We start from the raw sequence: 19,089 nt of genomic DNA, 5'->3' as shown, positions 1-19,089 counted from the left end.
TGGCAAGCTAGACCGTAAACCGAGCCATTCGCCGGTCCAAGGTGGACACGGCGTCCTGCACCACACTCATGTGTTCCTGGAACTGCTCAGATTGCGTATGGGCAGTATGGGAGAGTGACGCTAAGGACTGCGAGTGGGTAAACAGGTCCGCAGAGGACTCACGCACCTGTTCGATGCCGGTATTAGCTGTGGACAAAGCAGTTTCTTGACGGGTTACGTCCAGATTGACAGCCTGTTGGGACGTGCTCAGAGCCTCCAGCTGGGTCAACAGAAACTCAATGCGCTGTTCCCCGGCGATTGCCTGAGTCTGCAGCTGGGCGACCTGGCTGAGGACCTCACCGGTGGTTTGAGCTGTTTGCGAAGCCAAATCTTTGGCTTGGTTGGCAACTACAGCAAAGCCCCGCCCGGCATCCGTGCTGCGAGCGGCTTCAATGGTGGCGTTCAGTGCCAGCATGTTGGTTTGTTCAGAGATTACAGAAATATCTGTCATCAAAGTCATGATTTTTTCCACCGAGTGTTTCAGCTCAGTGACCGCGGTATTGAGATTGCGCGCGGCAGTGATGCCTTCCGAACGCAAGACTTCGTTGCTGGTGGCAATTTCGGAGAGATGCGCGATGTCCCCCGCTACCGCGGTACCGTTATCCGTCAAAGTTTGCGCTGTTTGTCCCAATTCCGTCCCCGTGGTAGACAGCCGGTTGCTGCTTTCAAAGACTCGATCGTTGCCCGTTTTGACGATTTCCGCTTGGTCGCCGGCAAGCGCGGCAAAATTCCGCAGTCCGTCCACACCACCGCGCAGATTAACCACCAGCGAGGACAGAGAAACCATCGCTTCGTTGACAGCCTTCGACATCTCCCCGATTTCGTCTTGGGCATAAATCTGGGCGCGTTTCGTGAAATTGCCCGCCGCGGAATCTGCCAGGGTCAGGGACACAGATTTCACCGAGCGACGGATTCGAGCCCGCATGGTAAAGCCGATTATCGTTCCCAGAATTGCCAAAATCCCTATCAAGATGACCTGAATAATGATTTGGGTGAAAATCTCACGCTGCTGGGCTTGAGGCTGACCTCCCAGAGAGAGGATTCGTTGCAATCCCACCAGCAGCAACACCACCGCTAGCGCGGAGAATCCAAAACTCAAAAAGGCGGTGAACCGGAACTGCCCCGCAATGGAAATCAGCTTTTGCCTCATGGCCGTTCCTCCGATTCCTCTGACTCCTCCGATGCTGACGGACGAGGCTCCTCCATTTCCGCAATCATCCGGAGGTTATGAATCATAGTGCGGGTGGAGGAAATAATTTCTTCCACCCTGTCGGATTCGGAATCTATATTTTGCAGACTGGTCTTAGATTCGGCAGCAGCCTCATTGATAATCTCGATTTCCTCACTTAAGGCGCGAGCCTGAGCGAGAGCTCCTGTGCAAGCTGCCTCCATCGACGCTACTACCGCAGCCTGATCCGCTACGGCTTGCGCAGAGACTTCCTGAGAGTCATTAATCTGGTTCAATTTTTCGGTGACATCGGCAGTCACACCGACAGCCCGGTCGCAGCGATCTTGAATTTCTGTAGAAGCCTCCGTCACCGCCGCCGCTGCCGTGCTGGTTTGCACCGCGAGTTCTTTAATCTGACCTGCCACAACGGCAAAACCCGCGCCGATTTCTCCGGCTTTCGCTGATTCGATGGTGGCGTTCAAAGCTAGCAAGCTGGTTCTTTCCGCAATTTGCGCGATTTTATCCACAGAAACAGAAATATCCTGGCTGTGGGATTGAAACTCTTGAATGACCTGAGAAATTTCAACCAAGTCCTGCACTTCACTGTGCCCAATCGCTAAGGCTTGCTCAGTGTGGCGAGCAATGTCACTACGGGATGCAGAAATCTCGGCAGCGGCAGCAGCCAGTTCCTCCGCTGACTTGGTGAGCTTCTGGGCTTGTGGTGTAACCGTGGCGACTTCCTGACTGACCTGTCCGCCGGTATCCCCCAAGGCATTGACCGCTACGTTCAATCCAGTTTGTTCCGCAGAAACTTGGTGATATACGCTCCGCGTTTCATTCATCAGCCGGCTGAGAGCTATACGAGTTTCATTCATCACCTGTGCCAAGTCGGACAGTTCATCATTGGTCACGCTCCTGGCCTCTACGGTGAAGTCTCCCGCCGCTATCGCTTGGGCACTGCGCTGTACCGAGCTGGCAGTGTCGGTAATGGAACGGGAGATGAATCTGATGAGTACCCACGCCCCCGCTGCCCCGAGCGCTCCCACGACGACGAGGGCGCTAATCACAAGCGGTAGGTTGACGCTGAGCGCACCTTGGGAATGGTTGCCGACCCGCAACAGCAGGCGGAACAAAACCACTAGGGAGACTACAAATATCAGTCCCGGAGCCAGCAGCACCGCAACCCCGCTGACCAGGTTTTTCGCCAAGAGGTTAAACCTAATTCCGCGTAGACGCAGCTCAGTTGGGTGATCAGACATAAGTTAATTTTTACCAGAATTCCCAGAATTATTTAGGAAAGCCACGAGATTTTCCGCGGTTTTCAAGCCAAAACCGGGAACCTCGGCAATCTCTGCGGCACTGGCTTCACGTAACCGTTTTACCGAACCAAAGTGCCTGAGTAACGCCTTCTGTTTAGCGGGACCCACGCCCGGTGCCGCATCCAAAATCGAACGCGTCATGGCACGGGCGCGTTTCTGACGATGCGCGCTGATGGCAAAGCGATGGGATTCATCGCGTAGATATTGCAGCAGGTACAGAGCCTCGGAGGTACGCGGGAAAATGACCGGAAAATCGTCATCCACCCGCCAGACTTCCTCCAAGCGTTTCGCCAGCCCAATGACTGGAATGTCCCATACCCCGACCTCATCCATCGCTGCCCGAGCAGCATGAACCTGGGGCAGCGCTCCGTCTACCACGACCAAATCGGGACGATAGGAAAACCGTCGTGGTTCTCTTTCTGTTCCCAGGGGGGGTAGGGCAACAGAAGGCGTCGTCTGGGGGGAAGGATGTTTTGTTTCTACCAGGTCCGTGCCGCGCGCTGTAGTTGCCGCATTAGGCTCGGATTGCGCCGAGCTCTGTCCGTTTTCTTCCTGAATGAGACGTTCAAAGCGCCGGCGCAGCACTTCGTTCATGGCGGTGGTATCATCCGGGGTCCCTGTACCGTCCTCACCTCGAATCGAAAACTTCCGGTAGGCGTCTTTGCGGGGGGCACCGTCCTCGAAGACCACCATGGAGCCCATTTGAAAGGTTCCTTGGGTATGGGAAATGTCGTAGCATTCAATGCGCAGCGGTGGATCAATCTCGAGCAGCCGTCCCAGCTCGTTCAATGCCAGGTTTCGCTGCGTCAAATCCCGAGCCCGCCGAGTCTTGTACAGTCGGAGCCCTTCCACCGCGTTGAGCTGTACCCGCGAGAGAGCTTCACGTTTCGCCCCTCGCTGTGGCACCCGGATGCTCACTTGGGAGCCCCGCAAGGCACCCAACCAACGCTGCAGCATACCCACGTCTGCCGGAGAAACCGAAACCAAAATTTCTTTAGGGATGACGGAGGTGTCAAAATGCGCCGTATCGTTGGCAGAACTGGGTCCAACTCTCCGCGGTCGCGCGACTCCCCCCTCGTGAGCAAAGTCTGCCGCCGCTTCTCCATAAATTTGTTCCAAAGCGCGTGCCATCAGGGAGGGCTCGTCCAGATCCTCTTCCCGCGCACTCACCCAACCGCGCTGTCCGCGAATTCGTCCTGCGCGCACATAAAACACTTGGACAGAAACCTGAAGTTCATCGGCTTCGAGGGCGAACAAATCCGCATCTGTATCATCACTGAGCACCGCGGCGTTTTTTTCCAAAACTTTGCGCAAGGCCTCCAGTTGGTCCCGTTTCCGCGCAGCCTCCTCAAAACGATAAGCCTGGGCATCTTCCCACATGGCAGTCTCGATTTCGCGAAGGAACCCGGCATCGCGTCCACTCATGAAGTCGCAGACTTTTTCTGCCAGTTCCCGATGCTGCGCGGCACTAACGCGACCGATACATGGCGCGGCGCACCGTCCGATATAGCCCAATAAGCACGCCCGATTAGCGGCTTGAGCCCGTGCAAACACCCCGTCAGAGCAGGTCCGCACCGGAAACACCGTTTGCAGCAGGTCGAGGGTTTGACGAATTGCCCACACTGCCGTGTAGGGACCGAAGTAGCGCACCCCGCGTTGATGGGCGGTACGCAATACTCCCATGCGCGGATATTCCTGGTTCATCGTCACCGCGAAGTACGGGTAGGACTTGTCGTCCTTAAACATCACGTTGAACTTGGGGTCGTGTTCTTTAATCCAGGTGTATTCCAAGGTCAGGGCTTCAACCTCGGAACCGACCACCACCCAGGACACCGAAGCGGCAGTTGCGACCATCTTTGCCGTGCGCGGATGCAGGCGTGCCGGATCTACAAAGTATGAGGTCAGCCGATTACGCAAGTTCTTGGCTTTTCCCACATAGATGACTCGATTACGTTCATCGCGCCACCGGTACACCCCCGGTTGCGTGGGAATCTCGGAGGCTTTGGGGAAATCCTGCGGTTTCATGGATACCTCACGTCGCCGCGAACAGGGTCACGCGGCGCTTGACCCGGATACAACACGGCATAGCCGGTAAAGGTCATGAGTCCAACACTTCTGAATTTAACCCTGACTCGGTGTCAGGAATCCCCAATTCTTCGGCTCGTTTATCAGCCATTGCCAACAGACGACGAATTCGACCTGCCACCGCGTCTTTCGTCAGCTGCGGCTCACTGAGCTGACCGAGTTCTTCCAGTGAAGCCTGTTTGTATTCCAGTCGCAGCCGTCCCGCGGAAATGAGATGCGGCGGAATGTCGTCGCCCAGGATTTCAAAAGCTCGGCGCACACGTGCCCCTGCCAGCACGGCAGCCCGGGTGGATCGGCGCATATTGGCATCATCAAAATTAGCTAACCGGTTGACTTCCCCGCGCTTTTCGCGCCTTTCACGTTTATCTGCCCACTCGTTTAAAGCCTTTAACGCACCCATCTGCGTCAGCAACGCCCGAATCGAATCGTTTTCTCGCACGGCTACTCGACAAAGTTGACGCACTTCTCGTGATTTGGCGTTCGCTCCCATCCGCCGCGCCATCCCTACCAGAGCAAGCGCCGCTTCAGGACCGGGCGCCGTGACTTCCAGTGCCGATGATCGGGTTGGTTCCGTCAGCGAACCTCGTGCCAAGAAAGCTCCGCGCCACGCGGCGACACATCCGGACAGGGGTCCGGCGATAATTTCCGGTGCCAGACCTCGCACCGGACGCCCCTGCTTGTCCAACAGACCAGTTTCTTTCGCCAGCTTTTCCGCCCCGGAGACCACCCGCACCACGTAACGATCCGATTTACGGATTCCGGTTCCACTGACCACCACCACGGAAGATGCCGCGTGATACAGGTTCTGCAAAGCGAACTGCAGCCGCTTCGCGCTATTGGCATGATCCAGTTCCGCTTCCACCACGATGGAGCCCGCCACCAGGTGAATTCCCCCCGCGAATCGCAGCAGCGCAGATATTTCAGCGCGAAAATCAGCTCGCGATTCGACGCGAACCCCCGCGAGTTCGTCTTTCGCGACTGCCGTAAGGGACATAGTGTAACTTCCTCCTGGTTGTGAGAATCGGCACGTTTACGAGCCGTGAGTCCAATCACCATTCTAGCTAATGATTGTCGAGGGCCTCGATACTGGACAAATCTCCCCAGTTTCCGCTCATCGCATCCTTGAACGCAGCCGCTAACCGCAAGAAATCGTGACGTGGGGTGCCGTCTCCGATTGAAATCTGGCGCAACATGACCTGACTTCCCAGGTCGTTAGCGGCATCTTGCAAGTCATCAATATCGGTCACCGAAACGGGATCCCCAATGACCACAGACAGTCGCAACTCCGGCACAATCTGATGCAATACCCGCAAATGGTCGGGAAGGGTCAAGTCTTGTGTCTCTCCGCGTTGGCGGCTGAGGTTCAGCACCAGCGCTTTCCGTGCCGGAGAGCGCACCAACGCCTTCCGTAAGTCTGCAATCAGCAAATGTGGCATCACCGAGGTGTACCAGGAACCCGGTCCCAAAACCACCCAATCCGCACTTGTGAGCGCCTGCAGGACCTGCGGCGTAACCGGAGCGTCGGGAGGATCCAAACGGATTCTGCGCACCACTCCCGGCGCTTTCGCGATCTTAGATTGCCCGCGTATCGTTTGGATTTCTCCGTTGACTTCCAAATCAGCTTCGATAGCCATGGGGACGGTAGACATCGGCAACACTCGACCTTGTGCATCCAACAGCCGGGTCATCCATTCCAGTCCCGCCACCGGATCATCCAGAATCTGCCACAAGCCAGCCAACAACAGATTGCCCAGGTTGTGGCCGTTCATTTCTCCGTTCGATTTAAACCGAAACTGCAGGATATCACGCCAGGTTAGACCCCAATCAGACTCATCGCACAGCGCTGCCAAAGCCATGCGCAAATCCCCCGGTGGCAGCAGGTCGAACTCTTGCCGTAAACGCCCGCTGGAACCTCCATCATCAGCTACGGTGACGACCGCCGTGAGGTCAGTAGTAAGGTGACGCAGAGCTGAAAGCGTAGCATACAGTCCGTGTCCCCCACCAAAAGCCACCACTTTCGGACCGCTCGCGCGCCCCGGCCACACGGAATCTTGGGGAGGTTCAAAATAATGTCCTTGTGTCTCCATGCTTACAATCCCCCGAATTATTCCTTACCAATATCACGATGCGCGGTACGCACCTGGAAGCCTTTAGATCGCAACAGGTTAGACAGGCGTTCTGCCATCGCCACCGAACGATGCTGACCTCCGGTACACCCCACGGCAATCGTCACAAACGGCTTCAACTCGTGCAGGTAGCCATTCAGCACCGGCGCCAGAGTATCAACATAGTTTTGGGCAAATTCACTGGCTCCAGGCTGACTCAGAACATATTTCGCCACTGCTTCGTCCCGACCGGTCAGATGCCGCAGCTCCGTCACCCAGTAAGGATTAGGGAAAAATCTCACATCGACCACGTGATCGGCGTCCATGGGTAAACCGTATTTAAACCCGAAACTCATCACCGTCACGTTCAAACCATTGACGGATTCTCCGGACACGATTTCACGAATCCTCCTGGCCAGGTCGTGAACATTCATGTGGGTCGTATCCACATAAATATTGGCACGGTCGCGAATCGGTCCGAGCAAATCCCGTTCCGAGGCAATCCCGTCCATAATCCGCCCTTCTCCCTGCAGCGGATGCGGGCGGCGCACCTGTTCGTAGCGCCGCACCAGCACCGCGTCCGAACAGTCGAGAAACAACACTTGCAGATCGACTTGAGCTTCGCGTAAGGCATCCAAGGTCGACATAAATTCGGAAAAGAAACTGCGCGAACGGACATCCACGACCACTGCTAGACGGTGCACACCCTCGCCGCCGGGGGTCATCATACGCGCCAAAGGACCGAGCATCCGGGGAGGCAGATTATCCACCACATACCAGTTCAAATCCTCCAAGACCTGAGCGGTTTGGCTGCGCCCAGCCCCACTCATCCCGGTAATAATCATCATCTGGGCGCGTTCGCTAACGTCGCGCACGGACTGGGCATCCAACTGGGGAATACCGGAGGGAACCGTCGGGGTGGAATCTTCACTCATGTTTCCAGCTTATCGAGTTGCCGGGGGAAGTTCAGGATTTGCAAGCGCCCAAATCTAAAGCTCTTCCGCCGCTTCCATCCATTGTTCCTCAAGTCGTTCGAGTTGATCACGGGCAGCGTGCAATTCTTTGGCTAAATCTGCCAGTTTTTCATAGTCTGCGGGGTCTGTGGCTGCCAGCTGAGATTCAATCTGGGCGACCTGCGCGGTGGCCTTGGCAATCTTGCGTTCCACGGATTGCAGACATTTTTGGGTTTCGTAATCTGCTTTGGAACTGGTTTTTCCGTTCACAAGGGGAGTCTGTGACGTCAACGGCTCGTCAGACTTGGGTCGGCTGGCTTGCCGCGCCTGAGCTGCCAGCTCCAAATATTCGTCCACGCCTCCGGGAAGGTGGCGCAACCCGTGGTCAATAACGGCGTATTGATTATCGGTAATGCGTTCGATGAGATAGCGGTCATGGGAGACCACCAGCAACGTTCCTGACCAGGCATCCAACAAGTCTTCCAAAGCGGTCAGAGTATCCGTATCAATATCGTTGGTGGGCTCGTCCAGAATCATCACATTCGGTTCTTCCAGCAGTAACAGCAGGATTTGCAGACGTCGTTTCTGTCCCCCGCTCAACGCCCCCACTTTGGCTTGTAGCTGAGAGGAATTGAATCCCAAACGTTCCAGCATCTGGGCGGGGCTGAGTTCCTTGCCCTCCACTTCGAAAGAACCTTTGAGCTTGCCCAGCACCTGATAGACACGGTACTCCGCGATTTCGCGCAGTGCCCGAAACTCTTGGTCCAAGATGCCAATCTGGACGGTTTTACCTTCGCGGCGCCGTCCCCGAGTCGGGGTGAGCTCCCCTGCCAGCAAACCCAGCAGGGTCGACTTTCCCGCCCCGTTGGCTCCCAAGATTCCGGCGCGCTCTCCCGGCGCCACCCGCCACGTCACATCGCGTAAAACCGGGTGTGAATCGTCCGACCCGTCGTAGGAAAAATCCACGTCCACCAGGTCCACGACGATTTTGCCGAGCCTGCCGGTGGCCAGTTTCACCAGCTGCACCGTGTCGCGCACCGGCGGGACATCTTCGATGAGAGCGTTGGCGGCATCGATGCGAAACTTCGGTTTGGAAGTTCGCGCCGGAGCTCCGCGCCGCAGCCACGCCAGTTCTTTGCGTAACAGGTTTTGACGCTTTTCGGCAGCGAGGGCGACCTGGCGATCACGTTCCACGCGAGCCAAAATATATGCCGCGTAGCCTCCTTCAAAGGGCTCCACCCTACCGTCGTGAACTTCCCAAGTATCGCGCGACACCGCATCGAGAAACCACCGGTCGTGCGTCACCAGCAGCAGGGCACCCTCCCGCGTGGACCAGCGGCGATTGAGGTGGTGCGCCAGCCACGCTACGCCTTCCATATCCAGGTGGTTCGTGGGCTCGTCCAGCCCGATGACGTCCCAATCGCCAATCAGGAGTTTGGCCAGGGCGAGACGTCGCCGCTGTCCTCCGCTCAGGGCTTCCACCGGCGATTCCCATGCGATAGCGGGCAGCAGCCCGTCCAGCACTTCGCGAATGCGCGGGTCACTGAGGACTTCGTGGTGTTTGGAGCCTGCCAACAGCACAGTTTCCACAGTGTCGGAGCCGCTTAAAACATCCTCTTGTCCCAACAGAGCCACCCGCAGCCCGTTGCGCCGGGTAACGAGCCCGGAATGTGGCTGTTGGGCTCCAAACAGCACCCGCAGCAGCGTTGATTTGCCATCTCCGTTGCGACCAACGATTCCGATACGATCCCCAGCGGAAACTCCCACCGTGACATCGTCCAGCAGCAGCTTGTCCGGGTATTCCACATGCAGGTTTTGCCCACCCAAAAGGTTACCCAAGACGCCTCACTCTCAAAACTGCCGGTACCCCTCTGTGGAACCGGACCAACTGCGAAAAAACCGGGAAACTACCCTTGTGAGACCACAATATCGGCGTCCGTGGAATCCGTATTGATGACCCCGGTAGAAGCAGCCCTCCGGTGACGACGACGCGGCGCAGTATTCTCCGTGGGAGTCTCGGCTTCAGTCAGTTCTAGGCGCGCTTGTGCACCATCCAAAGCGGGTTTCTCGGTGGCCCTTTCTAAGGAGGGTTCTTCCGCAGCCTTTTCCAGGGAAGGTCTTTCCGTCGATGATGTCAAAAGTTTCGGTTCCGTAGTTCGCGACGAGTGCGATTCCGAGGCGGTTGCGGATGACTCATGTTCCTCAGAGGCATGAGCTGCGGTAGCGATAGCCGCCATAGTCTGACGCACTTCCGGATTTGTTTCCTTCACGGATTTCGCTCGGGACCGACCACGTTTCGAGCTGGTCCCAGACGCCGAACCGCGTCGGGCAGAGGAATGTGACACCACGTCTTCCGGGGCTTGCCCATTGTTCTCAACCGGCACATCGTGGACGATGAAGCCACGCCCATCACAGCATTCACACTGGGTCGAAAAGGCTTCCACCAGCCCCTGCCCGACCCGTTTGCGGGTCATCTGAATCAGACCCAGGGAGGTCACTTCGGTGACCTGGTGACGAGTCCGATCACGACCCAAGCATTCCACCAGGCGGCGCAGTACCAAATCCCGGTTCGATTCGATAACCATGTCCACAAAGTCGATGACCACGATGCCACCGATATCTCGCAGCCGCAGCTGACGCACGATTTCTTCGGCGGCCTCCAAGTTGTTCTTGGTGACGGTTTCTTCCAGGGTGCCTCCCGCCCCGATATAGCGCCCGGTGTTCACATCAATGACCGTCATTGCTTCGGTTCTATCGATAATGAGATAGCCGCCACTGGGCAGCCATACTTTGCGTTCAAAGCCTTTTGCGAGCTGTTCATCAATACGATGGGCAGCAAAAATGTCGTCCTCGCCTTCCCAATGCTTCAGGCGGTCCTTTAATTCTGGGGACAAATCGCGCACATACTTGGAAATGGTCTTCCATGCGTTGTCACCCTGAATGGTCAGGGAGCGGAAGTCCTCATTAAATATGTCACGCACGACCCGCACTGCCAGTTCGGGTTCTCCGTGCAGCAGGACCGGTCCGTTGCGGGTCTTGCGCTGTTTCGTCTCGATTTCTTCCCAAATCCGAGTGAGACGCTCCACATCGGCACGCAGCTGTTCTTCCGTGGCGCCCTCCGCAGCAGTCCGCACAATAACTCCGTACCCAGCCGGAATCATAGTTTTCAGCAGAGCCTTCAGACGTTTACGTTCCTCCTCAGGCAATTTGCGTGAAATACCGGTCATCGCACCGCTGGGCACCAACACTAGGTGACGACCAGCCAGGGTAATTTGTGACGTCAAACGGGCACCCTTATGACCAATCGGATCCTTGGTGACCTGTACCAAAACCAGGTCACCAGGATTGAGGGCTTCCTCAATACGCCCAGTCTTAGCATTCAAACCGGCGGCGTCCCAGTTTACTTCCCCGGCATAGAGGACCGCGTTGCGACCCTTACCAATGTCTACGAAAGCCGCCTCCATCGAGGACAGCACGTTTTGTACCTTGCCCAAGTAAACGTTACCCACGGCAGTCTCTTGGGTATGGCGCGAAACATAATGTTCGACCAGTAAGCCGTCCTCTAAAACCGCAATCTGGTTCAGATTGTCTCGTTCGCGCACGACCATCTCGCGCTTCACGTTTTCTCGGCGAGCCAGGAATTCCGCTTCCGTGATGGGAGTCCGTTTACGACTCTCCTTTCGTCCCGCCTTCCGGCGAATCCGTTTTGCTTCCAACCGGGTGGAGCCGTCGAGAGCCTTGACTTCCTCGTTCTCCCCACTATCGGAACGAGTCCGGCGACGGCGCCGACGCGTCGTACTGTTCTCGTCCTCTGAAGTCGTGTCTTTCCGGTCGGCGGGAGAGTTAGCTCCCTCTGGGGTATCGTTCGCCGAAGGTTTTTTGCGACTGGAAGTTCTGGAGTTAGTCCGAGAGCTCGATGCCGATTCATTCTTTGTAGCCGCAGACTTCTTTCGACCGTGGCTTTCCGACTCAGCTGTGGCGCCACTGCCACTGCCTTGTTTAGAGCGGGAATTACGAGCGGGTTTTTCTTCGGCTGGTGCTGCCGGCGCAAAGCTGGACAGGTCCGGGGCCTGGAAAAGCAAACTGGCAGCAGGCAGAGCTACCCCGGCACTGGGCGCACTGGCGGCAGACAACGCTTGCGAAGCAGAGAAAGTCGGATTGGAATCCTTTACTGCCTTGCTGGCTGAGGAATTAACTTTTTGGAAAGTCTCGTCTTTCGTATCTTTGGCTGCGGAGACCCGAGTACGCGCGCGTGCCGCACCAGAATTACGGGAAGTTTTTTTAGCAACCGTATTAGCATCAGATTCTGTTGTCTTATTCACTATAAAGCTCCTGCAGAGACCAGCCAGCAACCTGCCGGTCTATTTAGTTATCAGTCATCACCAAACGGTGGAAAGTCTAGAGAGAGACGGGATAAACCGGACTAATGAAACCGTGAGACTGCGTCCACAAAAAGTTCCGAGTCGCCGACTTGGGCTGCTCAAGACATTCCTATCTCTGTCCGACATCCTATCGCACCGTGAGAATTTTGCCCAGAAAAAAACTTCTGCGCAGGTCCGAAATGTACAAGTTGGTAAAATTTTAGGGTAGATTTAAGAGATGGCTCAGGTTCACTTGGCGATTACGCTGCGTGACCACGAAGTAAATCTGGTCCTCATGCAATTTCTATAAATTCTACGGAAAGGCGGAAAAGGTGACCGTCGTCTCAATGGGGCTTGAAAGCCTCGACTTGGCGCGGTGGCAGTTCGGTATCACAACCGTCTACCACTTCATCCTGGTTCCGTTCACCATTGGCATGTCCTTGCTGGTAGCACTGATGGAAACACTGTGGTACCGCACCGGCAAGGAATACTGGCTAAAGGCGACACGGTTCTTTGGAAGGCTGTTTATTGTTAACTTTGCCCTGGGCGTTGCAACCGGTATCGTGCAGGAATTCCAATTCGGCATGGGCTGGTCCGAGTACTCCCGCTTCGTCGGTGATATCTTCGGCGCTCCTCTGGCTTTTGAGGCTCTGCTCTCGTTCTTTATGGAGTCCACGTTCCTCGGAGTGTGGATTTTCGGTTGGGGCAAGATCTCCAAGAAAGCTCACGTTGTCGTGTCTTGGCTGGTAATGGTCGGCGTCAACACTTCTATGTTGTGGATTATCGGCGCTAACTCCTGGATGCAGCGCCCGGTAGGGGCAGTCTTTGACCCGGCTACCGGTCGTGCAACCTTGAATGGCGCTACCGCGTTCTTCCAGGTTGTTACCAACTCCACCATGTGGCTCGCGGTGTTCCACGTAGTAACTTCTTCTATTTTGCTGGCCTCCACCATCGTGGCTGGCATTTCTTTGTGGTGGATGGTTCGCGCCGCCAACGCTGGCGGTATCGGCGATACCGAAGCTCGCGAAGTCTGGCGTCCGATTGCCCGCTGGGGCATGACCATCATGTTGGTCTCCGGTGTTTTGACCATCGCTTCGGGTCACCTGCAAGGTCAGCACCTGGTTTACTACCAGCCTGCCAAGATGGCTGCCGCTGAGGGTCTGTGTGCCGGTGAATCCGGCGCGCTGGCACTGCTAGCCTTCTCGGATTGCCCGCAGGACATCCAAAAGAACGATGACGGTACTTGGCCGTTGACCGAGGTCGGTGTCGGTAAGATTCCGGGTCTGCTCGGTTTCGTGGCACACAACTCGTTCTCCCGTTCTATCGCTGGTATGGCTGACTCTTCCGAGCGTACCCAGACCATGTTGGAGAACGCCGCGGACAAGTTCGGTGATAAGGCTCCGAATATCGACACCGCTAACACCTCCGGGATTAAGGGTGAAACCGGTGTTTACAGCTGGGCGCCTTACTCGCCTTCCCTGCTCTTGGTATTCTGGTCCTTCCGCTTGATGATGGGCTTGGGGCTGTTCTGCGCAGTCTTGGCACTGGTTGGTCTGTACCAGACTCGCGGTGGCAAGGTTTCGACCTCTAAGGGTCTGAAGAATCTCGCCCTGATTACGCTGCCGATGCCGTTCCTGTCGGCATCCTTCGGCTGGATTATGACCGAGTTTGGTCGTCAGCCCTTCATCGTGTACCCGAACCAGGACGCTTTTGGTTCAGACCTCGCGGTTAAGACCGACGCTGCCGGCGTATTCATGCTGACTGGCGATGGTTTGTCTGGTGTAGTCAACCCGCTTGAGTTCTTGATTTCGCTGATTCTGTTCACTTTGGTTTACCTGGTGCTCGGTATCATCTGGTTCAAGCTCATGGTTCGTTACTCCAAAGAGGGCATCAACACCCCGGCCTCCGATGGTGGTCCGAACGCTGCCTCTCAAGACTTGTCGTTCGCTTACTAAGGAGGAATTCAGACAATGACTTTTCTGCAAATCCTTTGGTTTATCCTCGTAGCGGTTCTGTGGGCTGGTTATCTCGTCCTCGAAGGCTACGGCTTGGGCACGGGCATGTTGCTGCGCATCATCGGTAAGACCGATGACGAGCGTGGTCAGATGGTTCGCGCCATCGGTCCGCACTGGGACGGCAACGAAGTGTGGCTGCTCACCGCTGGTGGTGCGACTTTCGCTTCATCCCCCGAATGGTACGCCGTGATGTTCTCCGGTATGTACATCGCTTTGTTCTTGGTTCTGCTGTGCTTGATTGGTCGTATTGCGGCTATTGAATGGCGTAACAAGGTGGACACGCTGCAGTGGCGTGGCACTTGGGATACTATCCAGACCATCGCAGCTTGGCTGGTTCCGGTTCTGCTGGGCGTAGCCTTTGGCAACCTGGTCGCTGGCATGAAGATTATCGTGGCAGATCCCAAGACTCCGTTCACCGAGGTTGGTCCTGAGAACGTCGACATCGCTAACGCCGGTATGTCTCAGATTCACTCCTTCATTGGTTTGGGCGAATTCCCCTTCAGCCAGCTGGTGAGCTTGCTGATTGGCGGTTCTGGCTTCGCAATTCTCGGTGGTTTGGTGATTGCCTCCCTGTCCTTGGTCCAAGGTGCCAACTTCTTGGCTCTGAAGACCGACGGAGCGGTACAGGAACGCGCAGTCGCGCTTGCCCCGAAGTTGGGTCTGGTTTCGACCGTCCTAACCGCGGTCTTTGCGGTGTGGGGCACTTTCGCGTTCAAGGGCGCTGGTTTCCTCTTCGCCCTGGTGTTCCTGGTTGTCGCTGCAGTCTGCCTCATCGTCAGCCTGCTCTTCGCGTTCAAGGGCGCTTCGGCTAAGGCTTTCACTTTCAACTCCGTTGCGATTGCAATGAGCGTTGCCTGGGTGTTCGCCATGCTCTTCCCCAACGTGATGAAGTCCTCGATTGATCCGGCATACTCGCTGACTATTGCTCAGTCTGCGGCTTCTCCCAGTACCCAGATTGTGATGACCGTAGCGGCCATCATCCTGGTTCCAATCGTGTTGGGCTACACCATCTGGTCGGTCTACATGTTCCGCGCTCGTATCAGCGTGGCGCCTGCGGGCGGTCTGGAGCCCGGCAAGATTCGCGAAGGCGCGAACTTCCTGGTTGGCTAAATAAAGCGACGACGGTCTAAACCGTTACGGGCGGGTCACCACGGTGACCCGCCCGCACCAGTTTTATCAGGGATTTTTGGCTGAGCTCGCTGTGGAGATTTTCTCTAAAATATGGAAAGCTGAGGGGGTGAAACCCCTGGATCCCCGACTGCTGAAGTACGCCAAAACCGCCCGCGGATACATTATCTTTATCACCGTTTTCGGTTTTCTCTCAGCAGTTTTCATCATCGCGCAAGATTGCCTTATCTCCAAAGCCGCGACCCCGGTCATCATGGAACATCAGCCTCTGTCTTTCATCGTTCCCACCCTCGGCGTGTTGGTCTTAGTCCTTTTGGGCAGGGGCTTGTCCCTGCTGATTCGACAGTGGTTTGCGCACCGAGCAGCGACGGGCGCGATCCGGGAAATCCGGCAAAAAGTCCTGACTCATGCCACGAAGCTCGGTCCCCGCTGGCAAACCCAACACGGTCAAGACACCGTCACCACAGTCGTACGCGCCTTGAAAGATCTCGACGCCTACTTTGTCTTTTTTCTCCCCCAGCTTTTACTCTCGGTGACAGTTACTCCCCTGACATTGTTGGTAATCGTTTACCTCGACTGGATTAGTGCCATTTTCGTACTGGCAACTATCCCACTCATCCCCCTGTTCATGATTCTCATCGGGATTTTGACCCAGGAATACTCTGATAAACGTTTGGCCTCCATGAAACGCATGGGCGGTCAGCTGGTGGATCTATTGGCTGGTCTGGCTACTCTCAAGTCCTTGGGTCGCGAACAAGATCCTGCCAAGCAGGTGAAACGCGTCGGTTATGAATATTCCCGTTCCACCATGCAGACTTTACGTGTCGCGTTTATGAGTGGCGGTGCCCTGGAATTCTTGACCACACTGTGTGTAGCACTGGTAGCGGTCGAAGTCGGAATTCGCTTGTTGAATAACCAACTTGACCTGTTCACCGGGCTGCTGGTCATTATGCTGACACCGGAGGTGTTTAGCCCGCTGCGGGAAGTGGGCAAACAGTTCCATGCCTCCTCTGATGGGGTTACCGCCGCGGAAGCCGCTTTTGCTATCTTGGAAGAACCGTTGCCCAAAACAGGACATATCGCGGCTCCTGACCTGACCAAAGCCACTATCCAGCTGCATGACGTAGGGGTGAAAGCCCGCGGAATGTGGGCTCCTGCCAGTCTGACTGCCAACCTCGAACCGGGGAAAATTTATGCTCTGACAGGTGCCAGCGGTTCCGGGAAAACGACCACTGCTATGAGCATACTAGGGCTGCAAACCATCGACCAGGGGGAACTGACGGTGAGCGGACCTGCGGGGAGTGTACCACTGCCCGAAATCGACCTCGCCTCGTGGTGGGAGCAGTGTGCTTGGGTTCCTCAAAATCCTGCTATCCTGCCCGGCACAGTGTTAGAAAACTTAGGCGAGTCCGGAACCGAGCCCAGTCCCGCCCTAGTGGAAGCCAGTCGCATCACGCACTTTGACGAGGTGGTACAGGGGTTGTCACAAGGCTGGCTGACCCAGCTTGGCGCTGGTGGCTTGGGTCTGTCCGTCGGTCAGCGGCAACGCTTGGCACTGACCCATGCACTGACTCAACAGGCGCAGCTCATCGTCTTGGACGAGCCGACCGCGCACCTCGATGCGAACCTGGAAACCCAGGTAATCGCTGGAATTAAAACCCTAAAGTCCCAAGGTAAAACCGTAGTTGTCATTGCCCACCGTCAAGCAGTGCTGAACGTAGCCGATGTGTCCATTCCGGTAGACACCAGACCCTTCACCGCAGCTGAGGTGGAACAGGAAGCCCAGGCAGCAGCTGCGGCAAAGCCGAAGGTCCGAGCACACAAACGCAAACCAGATGGGCGTGAGGATTTGCCCCCACTCATTTTGAATCTTGATTTTGCTGATAACGAGGTGCGCGCATGAGTAGCAACAAGTCAACTTTTCCCGCCGAGTTTATGGAATCTGCTGCTGAGTCCGCCAGCTCTGCCATGCCAAATACCGCATTTATTTCTCGCGAGGAGCTGCGTAACCTGCGCCTGACCTACAGAATGATGCGCTTGAATCGTGCCAATATGGCTCTGGCTATTCTCTTGGGTGTTTCGACGCTAGTCTGCGCCATCGGGCTGTCGGTCGTGGCGGCTTGGCTCATTGCCCGTGCTGCCCAGATTGACGCTCTGTGGATGGATTTGGCGGTCGCAGCCGTAGCGGTACGTTTCTTTGGGATTGGCAGGGCACTCTTTCGCTATCTGGAGCGCCTAGCGTCTCACAAGGTCGCCCTGTTGGGAGTCGCTGATTTGCGCCACACGGTTTACCGCATTTTGGCTGGTCGCCCGGCAAAGAACATCGCGGCTTTGCGACGCGGAGAAATCTTGGCGCGTACCGGAGGCGATGTCGATTCGGTCGGAGACTTCGTGGTGAAGTCTGTCCTCCCCGGAATGGTTACCGCTATCACTGCCATCGCCACCGTTATATTATTCTGGTTCCTGGCTCCCCTGGCGGCGCTCACGCTGCTAATCTGTCTGCTGATGGCTGGCGTGGTGGGACCCCTCCTGACGATTCGTTCGGCACGTATCGCCGAGTTAGCCTCCCAGCAGGCTCAGATAGAGCTGACTGCCAGCGCCCAAAACCTGCTGATGAATGCCAGCGAGTTGGCGGTTTCCGGACGCTTGCAAGCCGCACAAGACCACCTGAACCAGGTGGAACAAGTCATCCAAAAGCTTAAAGACAAGGCTGCCCGTCCTTCTGCAATCGCCGCCTTTATTGACAATATTTCGATGGGCGCGGCAGTCCTGTGCGGTTTCCTGATTGGCACTCCCCTGGTCGTCAGCGGTCAACTGTGGGACGTAAACCTGGCGATTTTAGTGCTGGCTCCCCTGGCAGCCTTTGAAGGAACCTCCCAACTGGCTGCCGCTGCGGTACAGCTGGTGTCCTCCGGTGCCGCCGCGACCCGGCTGGTGGATTTGATGGGTGGAGCGGACTATGTCGAGACAGCCCTGAAACAGATTTACGCCGCGGACGCCGCCCCGAACAGCAATGCTGCCCCGAAGGCAGTCTTCAACGAGGAAGGGCACCACGCGGAAATCTCACCCGTCACCGAAGTTGAGGCTCATCTGGTGGCAAAAGACCTGGAGATTGGGTGGCCCGGCGGACCGATTATTGCCAGCGGGATTGACCTGGACCTATGCCCCGGCAAGGCTTTGGCAATTGTCGGGCGCTCTGGAATTGGCAAATCCACACTGCTTTATACTTTGGCAGGCTTGATTCCCCCCCGAGGTGGCAGCCTGACACTGGGAGGAATCGACATCACCGCGCTGCCGCGGTCCATCGTGAGTGAAAAAATCGTGATGACCGCAGAGGACGCCCATATTTTTGCCACTACCGCCCTGGAAAACATTCGGGTAGCACGAGCCAATGTAGGAACCCTAGAAGCGGAAAAGCTGTTGCAAGAGGCCGGGATGGGTCAGTGGCTGCAGGCTGCCCCAGATGGTCTGGACACTCTACTCGGCATGGACGGGGCAGCGTTGAGCGGCGGGGAGCGCCGACGCATCCTGTTGGCACGAGCTTTGGCGACCCCAGCGCAACTCCTTGCCCTGGACGAGCCCGGCGAGCATCTGGACGGGGCTATGGCTGACCAGCTTGTCTCCGACCTGCTGTCTACCGGCAAGAGTGGGGAACGTGGTGTGCTGTTGGTCACTCACCGGCTCAGCGCCCTGGACAAAGCCGATGAAGTTATTGTGCTCGGTAAGCTGGATAGCGAAAATGACGAGGTGACCCGCATCACCGCGCGGGGAACACACGCTAGTTTGGTCGAGACTAACCCCACTTACCGTTGGAACCTAGAACAGGAGAAGAGCTACGTCTGAGCGAGTCAGCCCCAAGGTCAATAAATATTTAGGGGAAAGTCATGCTGTTTTGCGTGAAAAAATTAATGCACTG

The 19,089-nt window shown here is 56.4% G+C and carries 12 protein-coding genes; 4 read left to right on the top strand and 8 right to left on the bottom strand.

Annotated elements, in window-relative coordinates:
* Positions 1-7 precede the first annotated feature (7 nt).
* The 8 genes from HMPREF0574_RS00440 to HMPREF0574_RS00405 all read right to left on the bottom strand — a co-directional run bounded on the left by HMPREF0574_RS00440 (position 8) and on the right by HMPREF0574_RS00405 (position 11,385).
* Entirely contained in the window at positions 8-1,189 is a 1,182-nt protein-coding gene (locus HMPREF0574_RS00440; protein WP_004006685.1) for a methyl-accepting chemotaxis protein, read from the bottom strand.
* Positions 1,186-2,466 carry a methyl-accepting chemotaxis protein gene (locus HMPREF0574_RS00435; RefSeq protein WP_004006684.1) on the bottom strand — a complete coding sequence of 427 codons (1,281 nt, stop codon included), beginning with the start codon at positions 2,464-2,466 and terminating at the stop codon, positions 1,186-1,188. The genes HMPREF0574_RS00440 and HMPREF0574_RS00435 overlap by 4 nt, the downstream gene beginning before the upstream one ends.
* Positions 2,467-2,469: 3 nt before the next feature.
* Positions 2,470-4,551 (bottom strand): excinuclease ABC subunit UvrC, encoded by a 2,082-nt coding sequence (gene uvrC, locus HMPREF0574_RS00430; protein WP_004006683.1) that lies wholly within the window; start codon positions 4,549-4,551, stop codon positions 2,470-2,472.
* Positions 4,552-4,624: 73 nt separating this feature from the next.
* The gene (gene whiA / locus HMPREF0574_RS00425; protein WP_004006682.1) at positions 4,625-5,605 is read right to left on the bottom strand and encodes a DNA-binding protein WhiA; all 981 of its coding nucleotides are present in this window, start codon (positions 5,603-5,605) and stop codon (positions 4,625-4,627) included.
* Positions 5,606-5,672: 67 nt separating this feature from the next.
* Positions 5,673-6,698, bottom strand: coding sequence for a gluconeogenesis factor YvcK family protein (locus tag HMPREF0574_RS00420; protein ID WP_004006681.1), 1,026 nt, complete (start codon positions 6,696-6,698; stop codon positions 5,673-5,675).
* Positions 6,699-6,715: 17 nt separating this feature from the next.
* Positions 6,716-7,651, bottom strand: coding sequence for an RNase adapter RapZ (gene rapZ / locus HMPREF0574_RS00415; protein ID WP_004006680.1), 936 nt, complete (start codon positions 7,649-7,651; stop codon positions 6,716-6,718).
* A gap of 54 nt (positions 7,652-7,705) precedes the next feature.
* Positions 7,706-9,508 carry an ABC-F family ATP-binding cassette domain-containing protein gene (locus HMPREF0574_RS00410; protein WP_004006679.1) on the bottom strand — a complete coding sequence of 601 codons (1,803 nt, stop codon included), beginning with the start codon at positions 9,506-9,508 and terminating at the stop codon, positions 7,706-7,708.
* 68 nt (positions 9,509-9,576) lie between these two features.
* Entirely contained in the window at positions 9,577-11,385 is a 1,809-nt protein-coding gene (locus HMPREF0574_RS00405) for an Rne/Rng family ribonuclease (RefSeq protein ID WP_004006678.1), read from the bottom strand.
* Positions 11,386-12,377: 992 nt separating this feature from the next.
* Between HMPREF0574_RS00405 and HMPREF0574_RS00400 the strand changes: the two genes are divergently transcribed.
* The 4 genes from HMPREF0574_RS00400 (at position 12,378) to cydC (ending at position 19,016) form a co-directional block, all read left to right on the top strand.
* Positions 12,378-13,985 (top strand): cytochrome ubiquinol oxidase subunit I, encoded by a 1,608-nt coding sequence (locus tag HMPREF0574_RS00400; protein WP_004006676.1) that lies wholly within the window; start codon positions 12,378-12,380, stop codon positions 13,983-13,985.
* A gap of 15 nt (positions 13,986-14,000) precedes the next feature.
* A complete protein-coding gene (cydB, locus tag HMPREF0574_RS00395) occupies positions 14,001-15,155 on the top strand; it encodes a cytochrome d ubiquinol oxidase subunit II (protein ID WP_004006675.1) in 1,155 nt (384 codons plus the stop codon).
* 127 nt (positions 15,156-15,282) lie between these two features.
* Entirely contained in the window at positions 15,283-17,076 is a 1,794-nt protein-coding gene (cydD, locus tag HMPREF0574_RS00390; protein ID WP_178029817.1) for a thiol reductant ABC exporter subunit CydD, read from the top strand.
* Positions 17,073-19,016 carry a thiol reductant ABC exporter subunit CydC gene (gene cydC, locus HMPREF0574_RS00385; protein WP_004006673.1) on the top strand — a complete coding sequence of 648 codons (1,944 nt, stop codon included), beginning with the start codon at positions 17,073-17,075 and terminating at the stop codon, positions 19,014-19,016. Before cydD ends, cydC begins: the two co-directional genes overlap by 4 nt.
* The last annotated feature ends 73 nt before the right edge of the window (positions 19,017-19,089 follow it).

The sequence above is a fragment of the Mobiluncus curtisii subsp. curtisii ATCC 35241 genome (genome assembly GCF_000146285.1).
Taxonomy (GTDB): domain Bacteria; phylum Actinomycetota; class Actinomycetes; order Actinomycetales; family Actinomycetaceae; genus Mobiluncus; species Mobiluncus curtisii.
The sequence above is the reverse complement of the archived record's forward strand: the minus strand, read 5'-3'. Positions and strand labels throughout refer to the sequence as shown.

Coding starts and splice junctions, on each gene's coding strand:
- HMPREF0574_RS00440 (WP_004006685.1), bottom strand. CDS start 1,189: ATGAGGCAAAAGCTGATTTCCATTGCGGGGCAGTTCCGGTTCACCGCC.
- HMPREF0574_RS00435 (WP_004006684.1), bottom strand. CDS start 2,466: ATGTCTGATCACCCAACTGAGCTGCGTCTACGCGGAATTAGGTTTAAC.
- uvrC (WP_004006683.1), bottom strand. CDS start 4,551: ATGAAACCGCAGGATTTCCCCAAAGCCTCCGAGATTCCCACGCAACCG.
- whiA (WP_004006682.1), bottom strand. CDS start 5,605: ATGTCCCTTACGGCAGTCGCGAAAGACGAACTCGCGGGGGTTCGCGTC.
- HMPREF0574_RS00420 (WP_004006681.1), bottom strand. CDS start 6,698: ATGGAGACACAAGGACATTATTTTGAACCTCCCCAAGATTCCGTGTGG.
- rapZ (WP_004006680.1), bottom strand. CDS start 7,651: ATGAGTGAAGATTCCACCCCGACGGTTCCCTCCGGTATTCCCCAGTTG.
- HMPREF0574_RS00400 (WP_004006676.1), top strand. CDS start 12,378: ATGGGGCTTGAAAGCCTCGACTTGGCGCGGTGGCAGTTCGGTATCACA.
- cydB (WP_004006675.1), top strand. CDS start 14,001: ATGACTTTTCTGCAAATCCTTTGGTTTATCCTCGTAGCGGTTCTGTGG.
- cydC (WP_004006673.1), top strand. CDS start 17,073: ATGAGTAGCAACAAGTCAACTTTTCCCGCCGAGTTTATGGAATCTGCT.